This is a genomic window from Azospirillum oleiclasticum, assembly GCF_013423485.1.
Lineage (GTDB): Bacteria > Pseudomonadota > Alphaproteobacteria > Azospirillales > Azospirillaceae > Azospirillum > Azospirillum oleiclasticum.
This window is the reverse complement of sequence record NZ_JABFFR010000042.1, coordinates 1-20152: the sequence shown is the minus strand read 5'-3', so window position 1 is coordinate 20152 and position 20152 is coordinate 1. Positions and strand designations below refer to the sequence as shown.

Genomic DNA, 20152 nt, shown 5'->3' with positions numbered 1-20152 from the left:
CGTCCGCAGTCACAGGTTCCTGTCCTTGAGCAACACGCCGCTTCCTCCCGCCTCCGACATCGCCCCCGTCACCATCGAAGACGAGATGCGGCGTTCCTACCTCGATTACGCGATGAGCGTGATCGTGAGCCGGGCGCTGCCGGACGTGCGCGACGGGCTGAAGCCCGTGCACCGCCGCATCCTCTACGCGATGAAGGAAGGCGGCTACGACAGCACCAAGCCCTACAAGAAGTCGGCGCGCATCGTCGGCGACGTGATGGGCAAATACCACCCGCACGGCGACAGCGCGATCTACGACGCCATGGTCCGCATGGCGCAGGATTTTTCCATGCGCCTGCCGCTGATCGACGGGCAGGGCAATTTCGGCTCGATGGACGGCGACCCGCCGGCGGCCATGCGCTACACCGAGGCGCGGCTGGCCAAATCGGCGGAATCGCTGCTCGACGACATCGACAAGGACACGGTCGATTTCGGCCCGAACTACGACGATTCGGGGCGCGAGCCGCAGGTGCTGCCGGCGCGCTTCCCGAACCTGCTGGTGAACGGCGCCGGCGGCATCGCCGTGGGCATGGCGACCAACATCCCGACCCACAATCTGGGCGAGGTGATCGACGCCTGCTGCGCCTACATCGACAACCCCGACATCACCACCGAAGAGCTGATCGAGCTGGTCCCCGGCCCGGATTTCCCCACGGGCGCCCTGATCCTCGGCCGCTCCGGCATCCGCTCCGCCTATCACACCGGCCGCGGCTCGGTGATCATGCGGGCGCGCACCGAGATCGAGGAGGTCCGCAAGGACCGCCTGGCGATCATCGTCAGCGAAGTGCCCTACCAGGTCAACAAGGCCCGGCTGATGGAGCGCATCGGCGAGGTCGTCAACGAGAAGATCGTCGAGGGCATCGCCGACCTGCGCGACGAATCCGACCGCGACGGCGTGCGCGTGGTGATCGAGCTGAAGCGCGACGCGGTGCCGGACGTGGTGCTGAACCAGCTCTTCCGCCACACCCAGCTGCAGACCTCCTTCGGCGTCAACATGCTGGCGCTGAACGGCGGGCGGCCGGAGATGATGGGGCTGCTGCCGATCATCGTCGCCTTCATCCGCTTCCGCGAGCAGGTGATCACCCGGCGCACCGAGTATCTGCTGGGCAAGGCGCGGGAACGGGCGCACACCCTGGTCGGCCTCGCCATCGCCGTCGCCAACCTGGACGAGATGATCGCCCTGATCCGCCGCTCGCCCGACCCGGCCGAGGCGCGCGAGGCGATGATCGCGCGCGAGTGGCCGGTGCAGGACGTCGGCCCGCTGATCGAGCTGATCGACGAACCCGGCTACCGCGTCAGCGGGAACAACACCTACCGGTTGTCCGAGCCGCAGGCGCGCGCCATTCTGGATTTGCGCCTGCACCGCCTGACCGGGCTGGAGCGCGAGCGCATCGCGGCCGAGCTGAAGGATGTCACCGACCAGATCGCCGACTATCTGGAGACGCTCGCCAACCGCGCCAAGCTGATGGGCATCCTGCGCGACGAGCTGGTCGAGATGAAGGAGCGGTTCGGCACCCCGCGCCGCACCGAGATCCAGGATCTGGAGTTCGAGTCCGACATCGAGGACCTGATCCAGCGCGAGGACATGGTGGTGACGGTCAGCCAGTCCGGCTACGTCAAGCGGGTGCCGCTGTCCACCTACCGCGCGCAGAAGCGGGGCGGCAAGGGCCGGTCGGGCATGACCATGAAGGCGGAGGACGCGGTCAGCGACCTGTTCGTCGCCAACACCCACACGCCGCTGCTGCTGTTCTCCTCCCGCGGACTGGTCTACACGCTGAAGGTCTGGCGCCTGCCGCTGGGCAACCCGCAGGCGCGCGGCAAGGCCTTCGTCAATTTGCTGCCGCTGGAGGAGGGGGAGACCATCTCCACCGTGCTGGCGCTGGCGGAGGACGAGGCGACCTGGGGTGACCTGCACGTGGTGTTCGCCACCTCGCGCGGCAATGTGCGGCGCAACCGGCTGTCCGACTTCGCCAACATCCGCTCCAACGGCCTGATCGCCATGAAGCTGGAGGAGGAGGGCGAGCGGCTGGTCGGCGTGCGCACCTGCTCGGAGGACGATGACATCCTGCTGGCGACCCGCCAGGGGAAATGCATCCGCTTCGCGGTGCCCGATGTGCGCGTCTTCTCCGGCCGCACCTCGACCGGCGTGCGCGGCATCCGGCTGGCCGACGGCGACGAGGTGATCTCGCTGTCCACGCTGGCGCATGTGGAGTGCAGCTCGGCCGAGCGCGACGCCTTCTTCCGGCTGGAGCGGGCCAAGGGGCTGGACATCGTCGGCGAGCCGGCTCCCGACGGCGAGGACGAGGACAGCGGTCCTGCCATCACCCTGGCGCCCGAGCGCTACGAGGAGCTGAAGCGGCGGGAGCAGTATGTGCTCACCGTGTCCGACCGCGGCTTCGGCAAGCGCACCTCGTCCTACGAATACCGGGTGACCGGCCGTGGCGGCAGCGGCATCTGGAACATGGAGATGAGCGGGCGCAACGGGCAGATGGTCGCCACCTTCCCGGTCACCGGCAACACCCAGGTGATGATGGTCACCAACGGCGGGCAGGTGATCCGCATGCCCATCCACGACGTGCGCGTCGCCGGCCGCAAGACCCAAGGCGTCACCCTGTTCCGCGTCGGCGCCGAGGAGCGCGTCGTCTCCGTCGCCTCCATCGCGGAAGAGGAGGACGGCAACGGTTCCACCGTCGCCGAGGCGCCGGAGACGGGCCCAGAGGGCGGGCCGGACGCGGGGCCGGCGGTGACCGGTCCGGAGGACGCCGCCACGTGACCGGTGGCGGATCGGGGCCGGTGGGATCGGGGTTGAAGGAATCTAAGGACGCACCCATGAGCAAGGAACGCATCGGTGTCTATCCCGGCACCTTCGACCCAATCACCAACGGGCACCTGGACATCATCCAGCGCGCCTCCCGCTTGGTCGACCGGCTGATCGTCGGCGTCGCCCGCAACGCCGGCAAGGGCCCGCTCTTCTCCACCGACGAGCGGGTGCGCATGGTGGAGGAGGATGTGGCGGTGCTGGAGCGCAACGGCTCCGTCATCGAGGTGCGGCCCTTCGACAATCTGCTGATGCATTTCGCGGTGGAGATGCAGGCCGGCGTGATCATCCGTGGCCTGCGCGCGGTGTCGGACTTCGAGTACGAGTTCCAGATGGCCGGCATGAACGCCCGCCTGAACCCGAAGGTCGAGACCATGTTCCTCATGGCCTCCGAGAAGCACCAGTTCATCTCCTCGCGCTTCGTGAAGGAGATCGGCCGTCTCGGCGGCGACATCACCCATTTCGTCAGCCCCCGCGTCGCCAAGCAACTGACCGAGCGTTTCGCCCAGGAGGCCGGCAACGGCGACCACAGCAAGCGCGTCCAGACCCTGAAGGAATAGCTGTCGGAAAAAGCGCGGGTCGGGCCGGTCACCCCCACGAGCACGGTTGACCCGCCCCGGCCCCCGCCCTATGTTCCGCCCGACCCACGGGTGAGCGAGCGCGTAGCTCAGTCGGTAGAGCAACTGACTTTTAATCAGTAGGTCCTGGGTTCGAATCCCAGCGCGCTCACCATACAGTCGATGACATCGGATCGGGGGCTGGACGGCCCGCTCCCCAACCGCTCATTCCCGACGCTCCCCGATCTTCGCGATGCTGCGACTGGCCGGCTGAACGGCGTGTCGTTTGCGCTGCGGGTTAGGAAAGGTCTTCTCTCGTTGCAAAATGTTGCGGGCTTTCGCTCGGCGGTCTGCTAGTCTTATCGAGAGAATTTCCGCGTGGCGATGCGCGCGATCGATGATCGGAGACCGGAGAGAAATCGTATGACGACGCTCGTCGCGACTGGCAACGTACCGATCAATATGACCACCGCGACTCTGTCCAACCTCCCCTCCGCGTCCATCACCATATCGACAGCCAACCAGATCCGCGCGTCGTGGTCGTCAACGGCCTGGGTCGATTTTTACGGCAGCTTCACCTACCCGAACGGCGGTATCGCTGGCACCCTCAACCGGGCGATCGAGGTGACGGGCGGGGTCGCGGCCTACGACATGAGCGGTATCAGCATAGATGCCGGGACATTTCTCGGCTGGGTAAACAGTGGTGCGACCACGACGGCGAAGCGCGCCATATTCGGCGGCAATGATATCATTTATGGTACCAGATACACCGATAGCTTCGAGTATTGGGGTGGAAGTGATTATATAGATGGCGGAGGCGGTGGGGACGTTCTCAAAATTTCCGATGGGTACACCTACAACAATACATCTCCTGAAATGGTGGCTCTGCGTGAAGGAGAATTTTACCGCCTGATTACAAAAGGCGGAGAAATAGTAATGAAGAGTGTTGGATCGATTTACTACAATTCATTTTATGCTACTACGCTCTCCAGCCTGATTTTCGACGCGACTGCCTATTCAGCGGCCAACCGGGATTTGGCCGTGGCGTTCGGAACGAACACGGTCGCCGCCGCCAGGCACTACATGAATTATGGTCGCGCCGAGGGACGGTCGACCAGCGGTTTCGACCCGATGCAGTACCTCGCGGCGAACGGCGACGTTCAAGCCGCGTTCGGAATCAACGCGGGATCGGCCCTGTCGCACTGGCTGACCAACGGCGCGCGCGAGGGACGTTCGGCCAGCTTCAACACGCTCGGCTATCTGGCGAGCAATGGCGACCTGCTGCGGGCCTTCGGCACCAACCTTTCCTCCGCGGTCCAGCATTATCTCGCTTTTGGTCGCGGGGAAGGGCGGACGACCACGAGCTTCAACGGCGCCGCCTATCTGGCCGCAAACCCCGATGTCGCGCGCGCCGGGTTCACGGCGGCCAACGCGGCGAGCCATTACGTCTATTACGGCTTCCGTGAGGGGCGCCCACTCTCGCGGGCGGCTTTGGCCGCGGGCTGATGGACGGGGCCCGGCGGTCCTCGCCGCCGGGCGCCCGGCTCCGTCTTGGCTCCGGTATCTCCCCTTACGCCGCCCCGTCCTCCATCGCCTCCCGCCGCAGGGCGGCGGTGCGGCGTTCGATGGTGGTTTTGACGACCAGCGTCAGCACGGCCAGAACGGCCAGCGTCGTCGCCGCGGCGAAGGCGCCCGCCGTGTTGTAATCGTGGTAGAGCAGCTCGATGTGCAGCGGCAGCGTGTTGGTCTGGCCGCGGATGTTGCCGGACACCACCGACACGGCGCCGAACTCCCCCATCACCCGCGCGTTGCAGAGGATGGCGCCGTACAGCAGGCCCCATTTGATGTTGGGCAGCGTGACGTGCAGGAAGGTGCGCAGGCCGGAGGCGCCCAGCGAGATCGCCGCCTCCTCCCCCTCGCTGCCCTGGACCTGCATCAGCGGGATCAGCTCGCGGGCGACATAGGGGCTGGTGACGAACAGGCTGACCAGGAAGATCGCCCACACCGTGAACATCACCTGCACGTCCATGGCCGCCAGCGCGTCGCCGAACAGCCCCTGGTCGCCATAGACGAACAGGTAGGCGACGCCGGCCACCACCGGCGAGACGGAGAAGGGCACCTCGATCACCGCGATCAGCAGCTTGCGGCCGGGAAAGCGGAAGCGGCAGATGGCCCAGGCCGCGCAGACTCCGAAGGCGATGTTGACCGGCACCACCACGATGGCCGTCAGCACCGTCAGTCCGATGGCGTGCAGCGTGTCGGGGTGGGTGACGGTGGCGAGGTAGTGGCCGACCCCGGCGCCGAAGGCGTTCACGGCGATGGCGAGGATGGGGGCCACCAGAACCAGCGCCGCCAGCAGCATGCCGGTTCCGACCAGCAGCATCGCCGCCGGGCGGCCGGTGACGGGGACGCGGTGCAGGGGGCGGGTGCTCATGGCGTCTTGTCCAGATAGCGGAGCTGCCAGGCCTGAAGCAGGTTGACCAGCACCAGCAGCAGGAAGGCGGCGAGCAGCATCACCGTGGCGATCGCCGCGGCGCCGGAATAATCGAACTCCTCCAGCCGGATGAAGGCCAGCAGCGCGGTGATCTCGGTGCGGAAGGGCAGGTTGCCGGCGATGAAGATGATGGCCCCGAACTCCCCCAGGCTGCGGGCGAAGGCCAGCGAGCCGCCGGCCAGCCAGGCCGGCAGGATCACCGGAAACACGACGCGGGCGAACACCTGCCGCTCGGTGGCGCCCAGGCTGCGGGCAGCCTCCTCCAGCTCGGGGTCCATGTCCTCCAGCACCGGCTGCACCGTGCGCACCACGAAGGGGACGCTGGTGAAGGCCATGGCGACGGCGATGCCGGTGACGCTGTGCGCCACCTTGATGCCCAGCGGTTCCAGGAACTGGCCGAACCAGCCGTTGCCGGCGAACAGCCCGGTCAGCGCGATGCCGGCCACCGCGGTGGGCAGGGCGAAGGGCAGATCCACCAGCGCGTCGAGCGCCCGCCGCCCCGGAAACTCGTAGCGCACGAGGATCCAGGCGATCAGCAGCCCGAAGGCCATGTTGAAGAGCGTGGCCGCCAGCGCCGCTCCGACCGTCACCCGGTAGGTGGCGAGCGCCCGCGGCGACCCCACCACGGCCAGGAAGTCCGCCCAACCCAGCGCGGCGGACTTCATCAGCAGCGCCGCCAGCGGCAGTGCCACCACCAGGGCGAGGAACAGCAGGGTGCAGCCGAGCGTCAGGCCGAATCCGGGCAACACGGAGCGGGGACGCCGCCGCGCCGCGGCCGGCGTTCCGGCCAAGGGCTCAACGGTTGACGAAGACACGGTCAAGAATGCCACCCGACGCGAAGTGATCCTTGTTGGCCTTTTCCCAGCCGCCGAACACCTCCTCGATGGTGACCAGCCTCAGCTTGGGGAACTGCGCCTCATAGCGCTTGGCGACCTCGGGATCGTGGATGCGGTTGAAGTTGCGGGCCAGGATATCCTGCCCCTCCGGCCCGTAGAGAAAGTTCAGATAGGCGGTCGCCAGCTCGCGCGAGCCGCGCTTGTCCACCACCTTGTCGACGACGGACACCGGGAACTCGGCCAGGATGGACAGGGACGGGACGACGATGTCGAACTTGTCCTCCCCATACTCGCGGCGGATGCCGTAGACCTCGGCCTCGAAGGTGATGAGGACGTCGCCGATCTGCCGCTCGACGAAGGTCGTCGTGGCTGCGCGACCCCCGGTGTCGAAGACCGGCACACGGGCCAGCAGCGCCTTCACGAACTCCGTCGCCTTGGCCTGATCGCTGTTGTTCCGGTCGAGCGCGTAGGCGTAGGCGCCGAGATAGGTGTAGCGGGCGTTGCCGGAGGTCTTCGGGTTCGGGAAGACCGATTCGACGTCGCTGCGGATCAGGTCGTTCCAGTCCTTGATGCCCTTGGGGTTGCCCTTGCGCACGAGGAAGGCGGGCAGGGAGTAGTAGGGGGAGCTGTTGTTGGGCAGGCGCGCCTGCCAGTTCGCGGGGATCAGCTTGCCGCGGTCGTGCAGCGCCTGCACGTCCAGCACCTGGTTGAAGGTGACGACATCGGCCTGCAGCCCCTCGATGATGGCGCGGGCCTGGCGCGAGGAGCCGCCATGCGACTGGCTGATCTCCACCGTCTGGCCGGTCTTGGCCTTCCAGGCCTTCCCGAAGGCCTCGTTCACCTGCACGTACAGCTCGCGCGCGATGTCGTAGGACACGTTCAGCAACGTGGTGGGCGCCTCCGCCCGCACAGCACCGGCCGCCATGCCCACCGTGATCGCCGCGGCCACCGCCGCCGCCCGGAACATCGTCTTCATCGCTTCACCTTTCGACCGCCCGAGGCGCTGATCCGGGGCAACGGCCGCCCCGGCGGGAGGATGGTGGATGCGGCTGGCGCGAAATTCAACAGAAAAAACATATAAAAACAATTTTATCATGTGAAATATGGGCGGTGCGGTGCGCGCATTTTCCCCTTGGCCGCTTGCCGTGGCGCGTGATCTCATCCGGGTGCGGATGTTTTCCCAGAGGATTCCCGATGCTGCGGCTCTACGACAACCTGTCCTCCGGCAACGCGTACAAGGTGCGGCTTCTGCTGCACAAACTGGCGATCCCGGTCGAGCGGATCGAGATGGACATCGACCGCGGCGAGACGCGCACGCCGGACTTCCTCGCCAAGAATCCGAACGGCCGCGTGCCGGCCCTGGCGCTGGAGGACGGCACCATCCTGCCCGAATCGAACGCCATCCTCTGGTATCTGGCGGAGGGCACGCGTTTTCTGCCCGCCGACCGGCTGGAGCGGGCGCAGGTGCTGCAATGGATGTTCTTCGAGCAGTACAGCCACGAGCCGAACGTCGCGACGCTGCGCTACTGGATCACCCACAAGGTGGAGATGACGGCGGAACGCCGGATGGCCGAGCCGGGAAAGCGGCGGCAGGGCTATGACGCGCTGGGCGTCATGGAGGGGCATCTGAAGGATCGGGCGTTCTTCGTCGGGGACCGGCTGACCATCGCCGACATCGCGCTCTACGCCTACACCCATGTGGCGGACGAGGGCGGATTCGATCTCGCCGCCTATCCCGCGCTGCGGGCATGGCTCGATCGTGTTGCGGCCGACACGCCGCACATCCCGATCACGCAGGGCTAGAGCGTGACCAGCACCGCCACGGAGGCCGCGAGCAGAGCGCCGATGATCGCCGCCCGGACGATCTTCCGGCGCAGGGGCACCCGGTTGTCGTTGGCGGGCGGGTGCGGAAGCCGCAGCCGGCGCGCCGGAACGACATAATCCGTGAGGTTGCAGGAGGCTCCGCCGGAGCCTCCCGTCCCCTTCTGCGCGGTCGGCCGGTCAGCCACGCTGCGCCAGCGGGACGAAGTCCCGCCGGGTCTCGCCGGTGTAGAGCTGCCGCGGGCGGCCGATCTTCTGGTCCTTGTCCTCGATCATTTCCTTCCACTGCGAAATCCAGCCGACGGTGCGCGCCAGCGCGAACAGCACGGTGAACATGCTGGTCGGGAAGCCCATCGCCTTCAGGATGATGCCGGAGTAGAAATCGACGTTCGGGTAGAGCTTCTTCTCGATGAAGTACTCGTCCTCGAGCGCGATCTTCTCCAGCTCCATGGCGATGTCGAGCAGCGGCTCGTCCTTGATGCCGAGTTCGCCCAGCACCTCGTGACACGTCGCGCGCATGACCTGGGCGCGCGGGTCGTAGTTCTTGTAGACCCGGTGGCCGAAGCCCATGAGGCGGAAGTTGTCGTTCTTGTCCTTGGCGCGGCGGACGATCTCCGGGATGCGATCGACGGAGCCGATCTCCTCCAGCATCTTCAGCACGGCCTCGTTGGCACCACCATGGGCGGGACCCCACAGGCAGGCGATGCCGGCGGCGATGCAGGCGAAGGGGTTGGCGCCCGAGGAGCCGGCCAGACGAACGGTGGAGGTCGAAGCGTTCTGCTCGTGGTCGGCGTGCAGGATGAAGATCTTGTCCATGGCGCGGGACAGGATCGGGTTCACCTTGTACGGCTCGCACGGCGTGCCGAAGGTCATGTACAGGAAGTTCTCGGAATAGCTGAGATCGTTCCGCGGGTACATGAAGGGCTGGCCGACCGAGTATTTGTAGGCCATGGCGGCGAGCGTCGGAATCTTGGCGACCAGACGGTGCGACGCGATCATCCGCTGCTTCGGATCATCGATGTTGGTGCTGTCGTGGTAGAAGGCCGACAGGGCGCCGACCACACCGCACATGATGGCCATCGGGTGCGCGTCGCGTCGGAACCCGCTGAAGAAGCGGGTGAGCTGCTCGTGCACCATGGTGTGGCGGCGGATGATGCCCTCGAAATTCTCCTTCTCCGCCGCGTCCGGCAGATGGCCGTTCAGGAGAAGGAAGCAGACCTCGGGGAAATCGCAATGCTCGGCGAGGTCCTGGATGGCGTAGCCGCGGTGCAGCAGCACGCCCTCGTCGCCGTCGATGAAGGTGATCTTGGATTCACAGCTTCCGGTCGAGGTGAAGCCGGGATCGTAGGTGAAGCTGCCCGTGGCCGCATAGAGCTTGCGGATGTCGATGACGCTCGGTCCCGTGGACCCGTGCAGCACGGGCATGGTGACCTGCTTGCCCGTGCGGTTGTCGGTGAGGGTTACGGTATCCTCGGTGGCCTTGGACGCAGTCTGGGTCATCTCGGCACGTCCTTGTCGTTATAGGGTTGGGGCTTTGCGCCCGTTACGAATCGGCGCAGCATAGTTCCAAGGCCAAGCGTTGGCAACGCAGGGAAATTATCCCCGACGGTCACCGCAGGGCATCCTGCATCCGCGCCAAAGTCTCCGTCCGGCCAAGGATTTCCGCCACCTCGAAGATGGGGGGGGAGACCGTGGAGCCGGTCAATGCCGCACGCAGGGGCTGTGCCGCCTTGCCCAGCTTCTCCCCCCGGCCTTCGGCGAATTGTCGCACCGCACCCTCGATGGCGGATGCCGTGAAGTCCGCGGTCTCCGCGAGCAGGGCGGCGAGGTCGGCCAGCAGCGCGCGGCCGTTGCCGTCGAGCAGCGCCGCCGCCTTTGCGTCCAGCGGCAGCGGGCGGGCGGCGACCAGGAAACGCGCGCTGGCGGCCAGCTCGACCACCGTCTTGGCGCGTTGCTTCAGCCCGTTCATCGACCGCAGCAGCCTGGCCCGCTCGTCGTCGGACAGGTTGCGGCCGAGCTCCGATTCGAGGCGCGGCACGATCAGGTCCACCAGCCGGGCGTCGTCGGCCATGCGCATGTAGTGGCCGTTCAGGTTCTCCAGCTTGGCGAAGTCGAATCGCGAGGGCGAGCGGCCGATGCCCTCCAGGTTGAACCACTCGGTGGCCTGATCGGTGCTGATGATCTCGTCGTCGCCATGCGCCCAACCCAGCCGCAGCAGGTAGTTGCGCACCGCTTCCGGCAGGTAGCCCATGTCACGGTAGGCATCGACGCCCAGCGCCCCGTGCCGCTTCGACAGCTTCGCCCCGTCCGGCCCGTGGATCAGCGGGATGTGCGCGAACTCCGGCAGCGACCAGCCCATGGCGTTGTAGATCTGGATCTGGCGGAAGGTGTTGGTCAGGTGGTCGTCGCCGCGGATGACGTGCGTCACCCCCATGTCGTGGTCGTCCACCACCACGGCCAGCAGATAGGTGGGGGTGCCGTCGGCGCGCAGCAGGATCAGGTCGTCGAGCTGGGCGTTCTGCACGCGCACCTCGCCCTGCACGTGATCGCGCAGGAGCGTCTCCCCCTCCTGCGGGACCTTCAGACGGATCACCGGGGCGACGCCGGCCGGCGCCTCCGACGGGTCGCGGTCGCGCCAGCGGCCGTCGTAGCGCACCGGCTGGCCGGCGGCCTTCTGCGCCGCGCGCATCTCCTCCAGCTCCGCCGGCGAGGCGTAGCAGTGGTAGGCGCGGCCCTGCCGCAGCATCTCGTTGGCGACCTCGGCGTGGCGGTCCTTGCGGGCAAACTGCGACACCGCGTCGCCGTCCCACTCAAGCCCCAGCCAGGAGAGGCCGTCCAGGATCGCGTCCACCGCCGCGTCGGTGGAGCGCTGGCGGTCGGTGTCCTCGATGCGCAGCAGGAAGGTGCCACCGTGCCGGCGGGCGTACAGCCAGTTGAACAAGGCCGTGCGCGCACCGCCGATGTGGAGGAAGCCGGTGGGCGAGGGGGCGAAACGGGTGACGACGGTCATCGGTGGCACAATTCCCAAGAGCGCGCTGCTAGGATGGACCATTCATGTAACACGAACCGGGCATCGGGTGCGAATGCCCGGATCGCCGGGGCGGCCATGCGGTGACGGAGAGCCTGTTCGACGACGGCGAATCGACGGTGGCGGCCCCGCCCGCGCCGCCGGGCTGGCCGCGCGCGGCGCTTGCCCGGCTGGCTGGCTGGCTGGCGGACCGGCTGGCGGCGGAGCGCGGGCGATGGGGGCTGTGGCTGCCGGTCGTCATGGGGGCGGGGAACGCCGCATATTTCGCGCTGCCGGTGGAGCCGCCGGGCTGGAGCGGGGCCGCGGCGGCGGCGGTGCTGGGGCTGCTCGCCGTTGTCGTCCGGAACAGGCCCGGGCCGTTCTGGCTGCTGCTGGGCGCGACCTTCCTGGCGGCGGGCTTCGCCGCGGGGCAGGCGCGCACAGCGTCGGTCGCTGCCCCCATGCTGGCGCGCGAGGTCGGGCCGGTGATGGTGACCGGCCGGGTGGCGGCGGTCGAGAGGATGGAGGACGGCGTCCGGCTGGTGCTGGCGGCACCGGTGATCGAACGGCTGGCCGCGGCGGCGACGCCGGAGCGGGTAAGGGTGCGGCTGGCGGCGCGGCATGGCCGGCCGGTGCCGGGAGAGACCGTGCGCCTGCGCGCCATCCTGCACCCGCCGCCGCGCCCGCCGGCCCCCGGCGCCTACGACTTCCAGCGCCACGCCTTCTTCGAGGGGATCGGCGGGGTCGGCTACGCGCTGGGCCCGCCCGACACGGTGGCGCCGCCGGCGAAGACCGGCTGGACGGCCGTCTCCGCGACCATGGAACAGCTGCGGGGGCACATCGCGGAGCGGGTGGCGCAGGCGGTGGCGGACCCGGCCGAGGCCGGCATCACCACGGCGCTGCTCAACGGCGAGCAGACGGGGATTCCGGAACCGGCCATGCAGGCGATGCGGGACAGCGGGCTGGCGCATCTGCTGTCGATCTCCGGGCTGCACATCGGGCTGGTCGCCGGGATCGTGTTCATGGTGGTGCGGGCGCTGCTGGCGCTGGTCGAGCCGGTGGCCCTGCGCTGGCCGATCAAGAAGATCGCCGCGGTCTGCGGGCTTCTCGCCGCGGTCGGTTACACGCTGGTGGTGGGGGCGCCGGTGCCGACCCTGCGGTCGGTGCTGATGACGGGGCTGGCGCTGATCGCGGTGCTGGTCGACCGCGACCCCTTCAGCATGCGGCTGGTCGCCTTCGCCGCCGCCGTGGTGATCCTGGTGGCCCCCGACGCCATGCTCGGCCCCAGCTTCCAGATGTCGTTCGGGGCGGTGGTGGCGCTGATCGCCGCCTATGAGGTGATGAGCCCGCGCATCGCCGGCTGGCGCGCCGGACTGAACCTGCCGGGGCGGGCGGCGCTGTATCTGGGCGGGGTGGCGCTGACCAGCGTGGTCGCCACCCTGGCGACCACGCCCTTCTCGCTCTTCCATTTCCAGACCGTCGCCTTCTACGGCGTGGTGGCGAACATGGCCGCGGTGCCGGTCACCTCCTTCTGGGTGATGCCGTGGAGCCTGATCGCCTACGCCCTGATGCCGCTGGGCTGGGAGGAGCCGGCGCTGGTCGCCATGGGGTGGGGCGTCACCGCCATCCTGTGGGTGGCGCGCACCACGGCCGGCTGGCCGGGCGCCACCGCGCTGGTGCCGGCGATGCCGGTGGCGGGGCTGGTGCTGGTGACCGTCGGCGGCCTGTGGCTGTGCCTGTGGCGGGAGCGCTGGCGGCTGGCCGGGCTGCCGCTGATCGCCGCCGGGCTGATGTCCGCCCTGTGGGTGGAGCGGCCGGATCTGCTGGTCAGCGACGACGGTGACCTGATGGCGGTGCGCGCCGCCGACGGCTCGCTCGCCCTGTCGTCGGCCCGCGCCGAGCGCCACGCAGCGCAGACCTGGCTGCGCCGGGACGGGGTGCGCGAGGCGGGTCCGCCCTGGCCGCGGGTGGGGCGGTCGGCGGACGGGCGGCTGTCCTGTGACACGCTCGGCTGCCTCTACCGCAAGGACGGCCGGACCGTGGCGATCCTGCGCGACTCCCAGGCGATGGAAGAGGATTGCACCGGTGCGGTGGCGGTGATCGCCGCCACCGCCGTGCGGCGCTGCCGCGCCCCCGTGGTGGTGGACTCCCGCGCCTTGCGACGGGAGGGGGCGCACGCGCTGCACCTGACCGCGGACGGGCTGCGGGTGGTCACCGTCCGCTCGACGCGCGGCGACCGGCCCTGGACGGGGTTCTGACCGATCAGTATTTCCGCATCAGCCCGACGAGGCGGCCCTGCACCTTCACGCGGTCGGCACCGAAGATGCGGGTCTCGTAGGCGGCGTTCGCCGGCTCCAGCGCGATGGTGTGGCCCTTGCGGCGCAGGCGCTTCAGGGTCACCTCGTGGTCCTCCACCAGCGCCACGACGATGCTGCCGTTGTCGGCGGTCTCGCAGCGCTGGATGACCACCGTGTCGCCGTCGAGGATGCCGGCCTCGACCATCGAATCACCGGCCACCTGGAGCGCGTAGTGGTCGCCCGGCGACAGCATGCTGGCCGGCACGTCGATCATGTTGGAGTGGTCGCGCAACGCCTCGATCGGCGTGCCGGCGGCGATGCGTCCGTACAGCGGGAGCTGGATCGTCTCCGCCGTGTTCGCCACCTCGCGGCCTGGCAGAGCGCCGGAGAAGTCGCCCTTGATGACGTTGGGCTGGAACTTGGTGCGCGGCGGGCGGGGGCGGGTGCCTTCCAGCCCCTCGGGCAGGCGCACCACCTCCAGCGCGCGGGCGCGGTGGGGCAGGCGGCGGATGAAGCCGCGCTCCTCCAGCCCGGTGATCAGACGGTGGATGCCGGACTTGGAGCGCAGGCCCAGCGCGTCCTTCATCTCGTCGAAGGACGGCGAGACGCCGCCCTGGCCCAGGCGCTCATTGATGAAAAGCAACAGCTCGTGTTGCTTGCGCGTCAGCATCATCGCCTCCGGCCCATAACCGCACCAAAGCGGGAACAAAGGATAAACCTATGCACCTGTTCTAGTTTGGTTCACCCGCGGCGTCAAGAGGATATTACCAGTCCGTAACCATAAAGGAGTACACGTCAGAGGTCCAGACAGCCGCCGGACAAGGCGATGATTTCCACCACCGCGCCGGCCTTGCCCGCGGGCGCGCCTGCGGGGCGGACGATCAGCGCATCGGCGGCGGCGAAGCCGGACATCTGGGCGTTGTCCTGGCGGTCGAGCGGGGTGGCGACGGCGGAACCGGACAGGGCGACCTCCAGCCGGGCGCGGATGTGGTCGCGCCGGCCGGGGTTGGCGCGCAGCGGGGCGCCGAGGGTCGCGGTGCCGACGACGGGTCCCGGCGGCAGCCCCTGCAAGGCGCGCAGGATCGGGATCAGGAACAGCACGGCGGCGATTCCGGTGGAGACCGGGTTTCCGGGCAGCCCCAGCAGCGGCACGCCTCCTGTCCATCCAAAAACCAGACCCCCGCCGGGACGCATCGCCACGCGCGACACAACGGGCGGCCCGTCGAGCAGCCCGCGCACATGGTCGTGCGCGCCGGCCGCGGCCCCGCCGCTGGTCACCAGCAGATCGGCCCCCGCGGCTCCGGCGGCGAGATCCGACAGCCGGCCGGCCTCGTCCGCCGCGATCCCCAGATTGACCGCGATGCCGCCCTGGGTGGCGACCATGGCGGCCAGCGCGATGGCGTTGGAGCTGACGATCTGGTGCGGCCCCAGCGGCTCCCCCGGCAGGGCCACCTCGTCGCCGGTCGGCAGGATGGCGACGCGCGGGCGGCGGCGCACCCTGAGCCAGGGCCAGCCGGCCGCCGCCGCCAGCCCGACATCGCGCGCCGTCAGCCGCCGCCCGGCGGGGAGGAGGACCGTCCCCGCCTGGAAATCCAGCCCGGCCGGCCGCACGAATCGCCCGGCCTGCACCGGGTGAACCAGCTCGACCGCGTCGCCCAGGTCGCGCGCGTCCTCCTGCATCACCACCGCGTCGGCGCCGTCAGGCATCGGCGCGCCGGTGAAGATGCGCACGGTCTCCTGCGGCCCGACCGTGCCGGCATACGCGTTGCCGGCGGCCGACTCGCCGATGCGGCGCAGCCTTACTGGGCGATCTTCAGACGCGCTGGCAAGATCGGCGGATCGCACCGCCCAGCCGTCCATGGCGGCGTTGGCGAAGGGTGGCTGGGTCAGGCGGGCGACCACCGGCTCGGCCAGGACGCGGCCGAGCCCGTCGGTGAGGGGCACGATCTCCGCCGGCAGGGGCCGCAGCCCGTCCAGGATGCGCGCCAGCGCCTCCTCGACCGGCAGGGCGTCCACGGTCATTCCGCCGGGGCGCCCCAGTCGCCGCTTTTGCCGCCGGCCTTGTGGACCAGCCGCATATCGGTGATGGTCATCCCGCGGTCGACCGCCTTGCACATGTCGTAGACGGTGAGGGCCGCGACCCCGACGGCGGTCAGCGCCTCCATCTCCACGCCGGTGCGGCCCTTCAGCTTGCAGGTGGCGGTGATGTCCACGGCGTTGCGCGCCTCGTCCACCGACAGGTCGACCTTCACCGAGGTGAGGGCCAGCGGGTGGCAGAGCGGGATCAGGTCCGGCGTGCGCTTGGCCCCCATGATGCCGGCGAGCCGCGCCACCGACAGCACGTCGCCCTTCTTCACTCCGCCGTCGATGATCAGCCGCACCGTTTCCGGCCGCATGAGCACGGACCCGCGCGCGGTCGCCGTCCGCTCCGTCGCCTCCTTGGCGGAGACGTCCACCATCACGGCGCGGCCTTCGGAATCGAAGTGGGTGAAGCCGGTGGTCATGGGAGCGCCTTTTCAAGAAACAGGCTGCTCGGGATATCCGGGTAGTCGGCGAACGGACCGCGGTCGGTGAATCCGTATCTCCGGTAAAGTGACACCGCCTCGGGTTGCCGATGACCCGTCTCCAGCCTGATGGCGCGCAACCCGGCTGCGTGCGCCTCCGCCTCCAACCGCGCCAGGAGGTGCCGGCCAAGCCCGTTGCCGCGCTGATCCGGCCGCACATACATCCGCTTGATCTCCCCATAGCCGTCCGGGTCGACGCGAAGGGCCACGCAACCGACGGCTTCGCCGTCCTTCCGCGCCAGCAGGAATCGCATGTTGGTGCCGGCCAAGGCATCGATGTCGGCCAGGAAGTTGGCTTCCGCCGGGTACAACCCGTCCAGATACCGATCGAGTTCCTCGATCAGCGCCACGGCTTCGGGAAGATGCGGGTCTGCGAGGGTGATGGTTGCACCCGTCATGCAGGCACTCCCAGGATCGCCCGCGTCGCCGCGGTCACGTCGGCTTGCCGCATCAGGGATTCGCCGATGAGGAAGGCGCGGGCGCCGACCGCGGTCATACGGGCGAGGTCGGCGGGGCTGTTCAGGCCGCTTTCAGCGACCAGGAGGCGGTCGGACGGGACCCGCGGCGCCAGCTCCACCGTCGTCCGAAGATCCACGGCCAAGGTCTTGAGATTGCGGTTGTTGACGCCGATAAGCGGGGCGTCGACGCGCAGGCCCCGGTCGAGTTCCGCGGCGTCGTGCACCTCGACCAGCGCGTCCATGCCGTAGTCGCGGGCGGCGGCGGCGAGTTCGGCGGCCAGCGCGTCATCGACGGCGGCCATGATGATCAGGATGCAGTCCGCCCCCAGCGCGCGGGATTCCGCGATCTGCCAAGGGTCTACCATGAAATCCTTGCGCAGCACGGGAAGCGGCACCGCGGCGCGGGCGGCCAGCAGATACTCGTCGCGGCCCTGGAAATAGGGCTGGTCGGTCAGCACGGACAGGCAGGTCGCCCCGCCCGCCAGATAGGCGCGGGCCAGCTCCGGCGGGTCGAAATCGGCCCGGATCAGGCCCTTGGACGGGCTTGCTTTCTTGATCTCCGCAATCAGCGCGTGGCGCCCGGCGGCGTGGGTGGCGGCGAGTGCGGCGGCGAAGCCACGGGTCGGGCCGGCGGCCCGGGCGTCGGCATCCACCGCCGCGAAGGGCCGCACCGCCTTCCGGCGGGCGACCTCGGCGCGGGTGTCGTCGCAGATGCGGGTGAGGACGTCGCTCATGCCGGCGTGCCCTCGTTGCTGATGTCCACCAGCGCCCGCAGCACGGTGCGGGCGCCGCCGCCGTCGAGCGCGTGGCGGGCGGCCTCGGCGCCGTCCTTCAAGTCGCGGGCGGTGCCGGCGACGACCAGTGCGGCGGCGGCGTTCAGCACCACGATGTCGCGGTAAGCCCCGTGGGCGCCGTCGAACAGGGCGCGGATCGCCTCGGCGTTGGTGTGGGCGTCGCCGCCCTTCAGATGCTCGGGATGGGCGCGGAAGATCCCCGCCTCCTCCGGCGTCACCTCGAACACCGTGACCTCGCCGTCGCGGAGCTGGGCGACGGTGGAGGGGCCGGTGGTGGTGATCTCGTCCAGCCCGTCGGAGCCGTGCACGACCCAGGCCGATTCCGACCCCAGCCGCTTCAGCACATGGGCCAGCGGCTCCACCCATTTGGCGTCGAAGACGCCGAGGAGCTGGCGCTTCGCGCCGGCCGGGTTGGACAGCGGCCCCAGCAGGTTGAAGATGGTGCGGGTGCCCAGCTCCACCCGCGTCGGGCCGACGTTGCGCATGGCGAGGTGGTGCCGCGGCGCCATCAGGAAGCCGATCCTGGCCTCCCACAGCGCCTTGCGCACCAGCGCCATGTCGCAGTCGAGGTTGACGCCGAGTGCGGCCAGCACGTCCGCCGCACCCGACTTGGACGACATGGCGCGGTTGCCGTGCTTGGCGACCGGCACGCCGCAGGCGGCGGCCACCAGTGCCGCGGCGGTGGAGATGTTGAAGGTGCCGGCCCCGTCACCGCCGGTGCCGCAGGTGTCGATGGTGCCGGGGGGCGAGTCGATGGGCACGGCCTTGGCGCGCATCACGCGCGCGGCACCGGCGATCTCCTCCACCGTCTCTCCGCGCACGCGCAGCGCCATCAGGAAGCCGCCCATCTGCGACGGGGTGGCGTTGCCGGACATGATGATGTCGAAGGCGGCGGAGGCCTGCGCCTCCGTCAGCGTGGCACCGGCCGCGACGCGGCCGATGATCGCCTTCATGTCGCCGATGTCGCCCGAAGCCGTGGCGCTCATGCCGCGTGCTCCAGCGGGCGGGTGGTGGCGAGGAAATTGCGCAGCAGGTCGTGACCGTGCTCGCTGGCGATGCTTTCGGGGTGGAACTGCACGCCGTGAATCGGCAGGGTCCGGTGCTGCATCGCCATGATCAGCCCGTCCGCCGTCTCCGCCGTCACCTCCAGGCAATCGGGCAGGGTGGAGCGTTCGACGATCAGGCTGTGGTAGCGGGTCGCGGTGAGGGGGCTGGGCACGCCCTGGAACAGGCCGCGGCCGGCGTGGTGCATGGCGTCCACCTTGCCGTGCATCGGTTCCGGCGCGCGGATGACGCGGCCGCCGAAGGACTGGCCGATCGCCTGATGGCCGAGGCAGACGCCGAGCAGCGGCACGGAGGCCTTGGCGGCGGCGGCGATCAGGGGCAGGCAGACGCCGGCCTTGTCGGGATCGCAGGGGCCGGGGGACAGCACGATGCCGTCGGGGCGCAGCGCCAGCGCCTCTTCCGCCGTCAGAGCGTCGTTGCGGCGCACCCACACCTCGGCGCCCAGCTCGCCCAGATAATGGACGAGGTTGTAGGTGAAGCTGTCGTAGTTGTCGATGAGCAGAATCATGGCGTCACCCGGCGCGTTCCGGCCCCGTTCCGAAAGCCGTACCCTAGCCGCCCGATCCGCGGATTGCCAGCGCTTCGGAGACAAGCGAAGGGCTTGACCTTCCCGTGGTGGGAAGGTGCAACGTCGTGGCGCATGATGCGTTGCAAGCCGGGGGCGCCGGTGCGAGGCTCCGGCGCGGGGCAGTGTGGTGGGCCATTGGGGCGGGATGCGGGCGATGAACATCGGGGAAGCGGCCAAGCGCTCGGGCGTGGCCGCCAAGACCATCCGCTATTACGAGAGCGTGGGGCTGATCCCGTCGGCCGGGCGGACGGCGGCCGGCTACCGCGTGTACGATCGGCGCGACGTGGAGACGCTGCGCTTCGTGCACCGGGCACGCTCGCTGGGCTTTCCGGTGAAGGATGTCGCCAGCCTGCTGGCGCTGTGGAACGACCGGCACCGCGCGAGCGCCGACGTGCGCGCCCTGGCGGAAGGCCACATCCACGCCATCGACGCCAAAGTCGCGGAGTTGCAGAGCATCCGCCGGACGCTGGCGACGCTGGTCGAGCGCTGCCACGGCGACGACCGGCCCGACTGCCCGATCCTCGAAGGGCTGGCCGATCCGTCGACCGGCGGTGACTGCTGCGGCGGGGGAACCGCCTGATGGCGCGCCGCGCCAAGGCGCCGCCGCCGCGCCGCCTGCTCGCCAACCCCTTCCTGCTGGCGTTGGCCGCCGTGATGGCGGCCTTCGGCATCGGCTGGGTGGCGTCGACGCTGTCGCGGGAACCGGCGGAGCCGGCGCCGGTCGCGGCCAGCGTGCCGGTGGCCCCCGCCGCGGCCCCTGCTCCGAAGCCGGCGGCGCGCGAGGCGGCTCCGGCAGCGGCAGCGGTTCCGCCGCCGGCCCCGCCGCCGCCCGCC

The 20152-nt window shown here is 69.4% G+C and carries 19 protein-coding genes, 1 tRNA gene and 1 pseudogene; 8 read left to right on the top strand and 13 right to left on the bottom strand.

Features of this window, described 5'->3' with window-relative positions:
* The first annotated feature begins 25 nt into the window (after positions 1 to 25).
* From gyrA to HL658_RS30900, 4 genes are all read left to right on the top strand, one after another.
* Entirely contained in the window at positions 26 to 2812 is a 2787-nt protein-coding gene (gene gyrA / locus HL658_RS30915) for a DNA gyrase subunit A (protein ID WP_180286351.1), read from the top strand.
* A 56-nt stretch (positions 2813 to 2868) separates the two neighbouring features.
* Positions 2869 to 3417 (top strand): pantetheine-phosphate adenylyltransferase, encoded by a 549-nt coding sequence (gene coaD / locus HL658_RS30910; protein ID WP_180286352.1) that lies wholly within the window; start codon positions 2869 to 2871, stop codon positions 3415 to 3417.
* Positions 3418 to 3513: 96 nt separating this feature from the next.
* A tRNA-Lys gene (locus HL658_RS30905) sits at positions 3514 to 3589 on the top strand.
* Positions 3590 to 3837: 248 nt separating this feature from the next.
* Positions 3838 to 4920 carry a hypothetical protein gene (locus HL658_RS30900; protein WP_180286353.1) on the top strand — a complete coding sequence of 361 codons (1083 nt, stop codon included), beginning with the start codon at positions 3838 to 3840 and terminating at the stop codon, positions 4918 to 4920.
* Between the two features lie 64 nt (positions 4921 to 4984).
* Here HL658_RS30900 and cysW read toward each other — a convergent pair whose 3' ends face one another.
* From cysW to HL658_RS30885, 3 genes are read right to left on the bottom strand one after another with little or no spacing between them, the layout of a single operon-like run.
* Positions 4985 to 5848: a sulfate ABC transporter permease subunit CysW gene (gene cysW, locus HL658_RS30895; RefSeq protein WP_180286354.1), complete on the bottom strand. Its 864-nt coding sequence runs from the start codon at positions 5846 to 5848 to the stop codon at positions 4985 to 4987.
* Complete coding sequence (gene cysT / locus HL658_RS30890) at positions 5845 to 6657, bottom strand: sulfate ABC transporter permease subunit CysT (RefSeq protein WP_343055392.1); 813 nt, start codon at positions 6655 to 6657, stop codon at positions 5845 to 5847. Before cysT ends, cysW begins: the two co-directional genes overlap by 4 nt.
* A gap of 46 nt (positions 6658 to 6703) precedes the next feature.
* Positions 6704 to 7720 carry a sulfate ABC transporter substrate-binding protein gene (locus tag HL658_RS30885; protein ID WP_211109897.1) on the bottom strand — a complete coding sequence of 339 codons (1017 nt, stop codon included), beginning with the start codon at positions 7718 to 7720 and terminating at the stop codon, positions 6704 to 6706.
* A gap of 218 nt (positions 7721 to 7938) precedes the next feature.
* Between HL658_RS30885 and HL658_RS30880 the strand changes: the two genes are divergently transcribed.
* Positions 7939 to 8547, top strand: coding sequence for a glutathione S-transferase family protein (locus tag HL658_RS30880; protein WP_180286355.1), 609 nt, complete (start codon positions 7939 to 7941; stop codon positions 8545 to 8547).
* Here the strand turns inward: HL658_RS30880 and HL658_RS30875 are convergent.
* The 3 genes from HL658_RS30875 to gltX all read right to left on the bottom strand — a co-directional run bounded on the left by HL658_RS30875 (position 8544) and on the right by gltX (position 11575).
* Complete coding sequence (locus tag HL658_RS30875) at positions 8544 to 8753, bottom strand: hypothetical protein (protein WP_180286356.1); 210 nt, start codon at positions 8751 to 8753, stop codon at positions 8544 to 8546. The genes HL658_RS30880 and HL658_RS30875 overlap by 4 nt on opposite strands.
* On the bottom strand, positions 8746 to 10065 hold the full coding sequence (gltA, locus tag HL658_RS30870) for a citrate synthase (protein ID WP_180286357.1): 1320 nt from the start codon (positions 10063 to 10065) through the stop codon (positions 8746 to 8748). Before gltA ends, HL658_RS30875 begins: the two co-directional genes overlap by 8 nt.
* A 109-nt stretch (positions 10066 to 10174) precedes the next feature.
* Entirely contained in the window at positions 10175 to 11575 is a 1401-nt protein-coding gene (gene gltX, locus HL658_RS30865) for a glutamate--tRNA ligase (RefSeq protein ID WP_180286358.1), read from the bottom strand.
* Between the two features lie 101 nt (positions 11576 to 11676).
* Between gltX and HL658_RS30860 the strand changes: the two genes are divergently transcribed.
* On the top strand, positions 11677 to 13830 hold the full coding sequence (locus HL658_RS30860; RefSeq protein ID WP_180286359.1) for a ComEC/Rec2 family competence protein: 2154 nt from the start codon (positions 11677 to 11679) through the stop codon (positions 13828 to 13830).
* A gap of 4 nt (positions 13831 to 13834) precedes the next feature.
* On the opposite strand, the gene lexA is transcribed toward HL658_RS30860, so the two are convergent.
* The 7 genes from lexA to HL658_RS30825 all read right to left on the bottom strand — a co-directional run bounded on the left by lexA (position 13835) and on the right by HL658_RS30825 (position 19258).
* Positions 13835 to 14539 carry a transcriptional repressor LexA gene (gene lexA, locus HL658_RS30855; protein ID WP_180286360.1) on the bottom strand — a complete coding sequence of 235 codons (705 nt, stop codon included), beginning with the start codon at positions 14537 to 14539 and terminating at the stop codon, positions 13835 to 13837.
* A 125-nt stretch (positions 14540 to 14664) separates the two neighbouring features.
* Positions 14665 to 15891 carry a molybdopterin molybdotransferase MoeA gene (locus tag HL658_RS30850; protein ID WP_180286361.1) on the bottom strand — a complete coding sequence of 409 codons (1227 nt, stop codon included), beginning with the start codon at positions 15889 to 15891 and terminating at the stop codon, positions 14665 to 14667.
* Positions 15888 to 16373 carry a cyclic pyranopterin monophosphate synthase MoaC gene (moaC, locus tag HL658_RS30845; protein ID WP_180286362.1) on the bottom strand — a complete coding sequence of 162 codons (486 nt, stop codon included), beginning with the start codon at positions 16371 to 16373 and terminating at the stop codon, positions 15888 to 15890. Before moaC ends, HL658_RS30850 begins: the two co-directional genes overlap by 4 nt.
* Positions 16370 to 16831, bottom strand: a complete 462-nt coding sequence (locus HL658_RS30840; RefSeq protein ID WP_180286363.1) for a GNAT family N-acetyltransferase — start codon at positions 16829 to 16831, stop codon at positions 16370 to 16372. The genes moaC and HL658_RS30840 overlap by 4 nt, the downstream gene beginning before the upstream one ends.
* Positions 16828 to 17625, bottom strand: a complete 798-nt coding sequence (trpC, locus tag HL658_RS30835; protein ID WP_180286364.1) for an indole-3-glycerol phosphate synthase TrpC — start codon at positions 17623 to 17625, stop codon at positions 16828 to 16830. The genes HL658_RS30840 and trpC overlap by 4 nt, the downstream gene beginning before the upstream one ends.
* On the bottom strand, positions 17622 to 18671 hold the full coding sequence (gene trpD, locus HL658_RS30830) for an anthranilate phosphoribosyltransferase (RefSeq protein ID WP_180286365.1): 1050 nt from the start codon (positions 18669 to 18671) through the stop codon (positions 17622 to 17624). The genes trpC and trpD overlap by 4 nt, the downstream gene beginning before the upstream one ends.
* A complete protein-coding gene (locus HL658_RS30825; protein ID WP_180286366.1) occupies positions 18668 to 19258 on the bottom strand; it encodes an anthranilate synthase component II in 591 nt (196 codons plus the stop codon). The genes trpD and HL658_RS30825 overlap by 4 nt, the downstream gene beginning before the upstream one ends.
* 214 nt (positions 19259 to 19472) lie before the next feature.
* On the opposite strand from HL658_RS30825, the gene cueR reads away from it, so the two are divergent.
* Together cueR and HL658_RS30815 are read left to right on the top strand one after the other, a co-directional pair.
* On the top strand, positions 19473 to 19898 hold the full coding sequence (cueR, locus tag HL658_RS30820) for a Cu(I)-responsive transcriptional regulator (protein ID WP_180286367.1): 426 nt from the start codon (positions 19473 to 19475) through the stop codon (positions 19896 to 19898).
* A pseudogene (locus HL658_RS30815) lies at positions 19898 to 20152 on the top strand (divergent polysaccharide deacetylase family protein); the annotation flags it as partial. The gene cueR and the pseudogene HL658_RS30815, both read left to right, overlap by 1 nt.

Excerpts from the sequence above, each read along its gene's own strand:
- coaD (WP_180286352.1), top strand. The coding sequence starts at position 2,869 with ATGAGCAAGGAACGCATCGGTGTCTATCCCGGCACCTTCGACCCAATC.
- HL658_RS30900 (WP_180286353.1), top strand. The coding sequence starts at position 3,838 with ATGACGACGCTCGTCGCGACTGGCAACGTACCGATCAATATGACCACC.
- cysW (WP_180286354.1), bottom strand. The coding sequence starts at position 5,848 with ATGAGCACCCGCCCCCTGCACCGCGTCCCCGTCACCGGCCGCCCGGCG.
- HL658_RS30885 (WP_211109897.1), bottom strand. The coding sequence starts at position 7,720 with ATGAAGACGATGTTCCGGGCGGCGGCGGTGGCCGCGGCGATCACGGTG.
- HL658_RS30880 (WP_180286355.1), top strand. The coding sequence starts at position 7,939 with ATGCTGCGGCTCTACGACAACCTGTCCTCCGGCAACGCGTACAAGGTG.
- gltA (WP_180286357.1), bottom strand. The coding sequence starts at position 10,065 with ATGACCCAGACTGCGTCCAAGGCCACCGAGGATACCGTAACCCTCACC.
- gltX (WP_180286358.1), bottom strand. The coding sequence starts at position 11,575 with ATGACCGTCGTCACCCGTTTCGCCCCCTCGCCCACCGGCTTCCTCCAC.
- lexA (WP_180286360.1), bottom strand. The coding sequence starts at position 14,539 with ATGCTGACGCGCAAGCAACACGAGCTGTTGCTTTTCATCAATGAGCGC.
- HL658_RS30850 (WP_180286361.1), bottom strand. The coding sequence starts at position 15,891 with ATGACCGTGGACGCCCTGCCGGTCGAGGAGGCGCTGGCGCGCATCCTG.
- moaC (WP_180286362.1), bottom strand. The coding sequence starts at position 16,373 with ATGACCACCGGCTTCACCCACTTCGATTCCGAAGGCCGCGCCGTGATG.
- HL658_RS30840 (WP_180286363.1), bottom strand. The coding sequence starts at position 16,831 with ATGACGGGTGCAACCATCACCCTCGCAGACCCGCATCTTCCCGAAGCC.
- trpC (WP_180286364.1), bottom strand. The coding sequence starts at position 17,625 with ATGAGCGACGTCCTCACCCGCATCTGCGACGACACCCGCGCCGAGGTC.
- trpD (WP_180286365.1), bottom strand. The coding sequence starts at position 18,671 with ATGAGCGCCACGGCTTCGGGCGACATCGGCGACATGAAGGCGATCATC.
- HL658_RS30825 (WP_180286366.1), bottom strand. The coding sequence starts at position 19,258 with ATGATTCTGCTCATCGACAACTACGACAGCTTCACCTACAACCTCGTC.
- cueR (WP_180286367.1), top strand. The coding sequence starts at position 19,473 with ATGAACATCGGGGAAGCGGCCAAGCGCTCGGGCGTGGCCGCCAAGACC.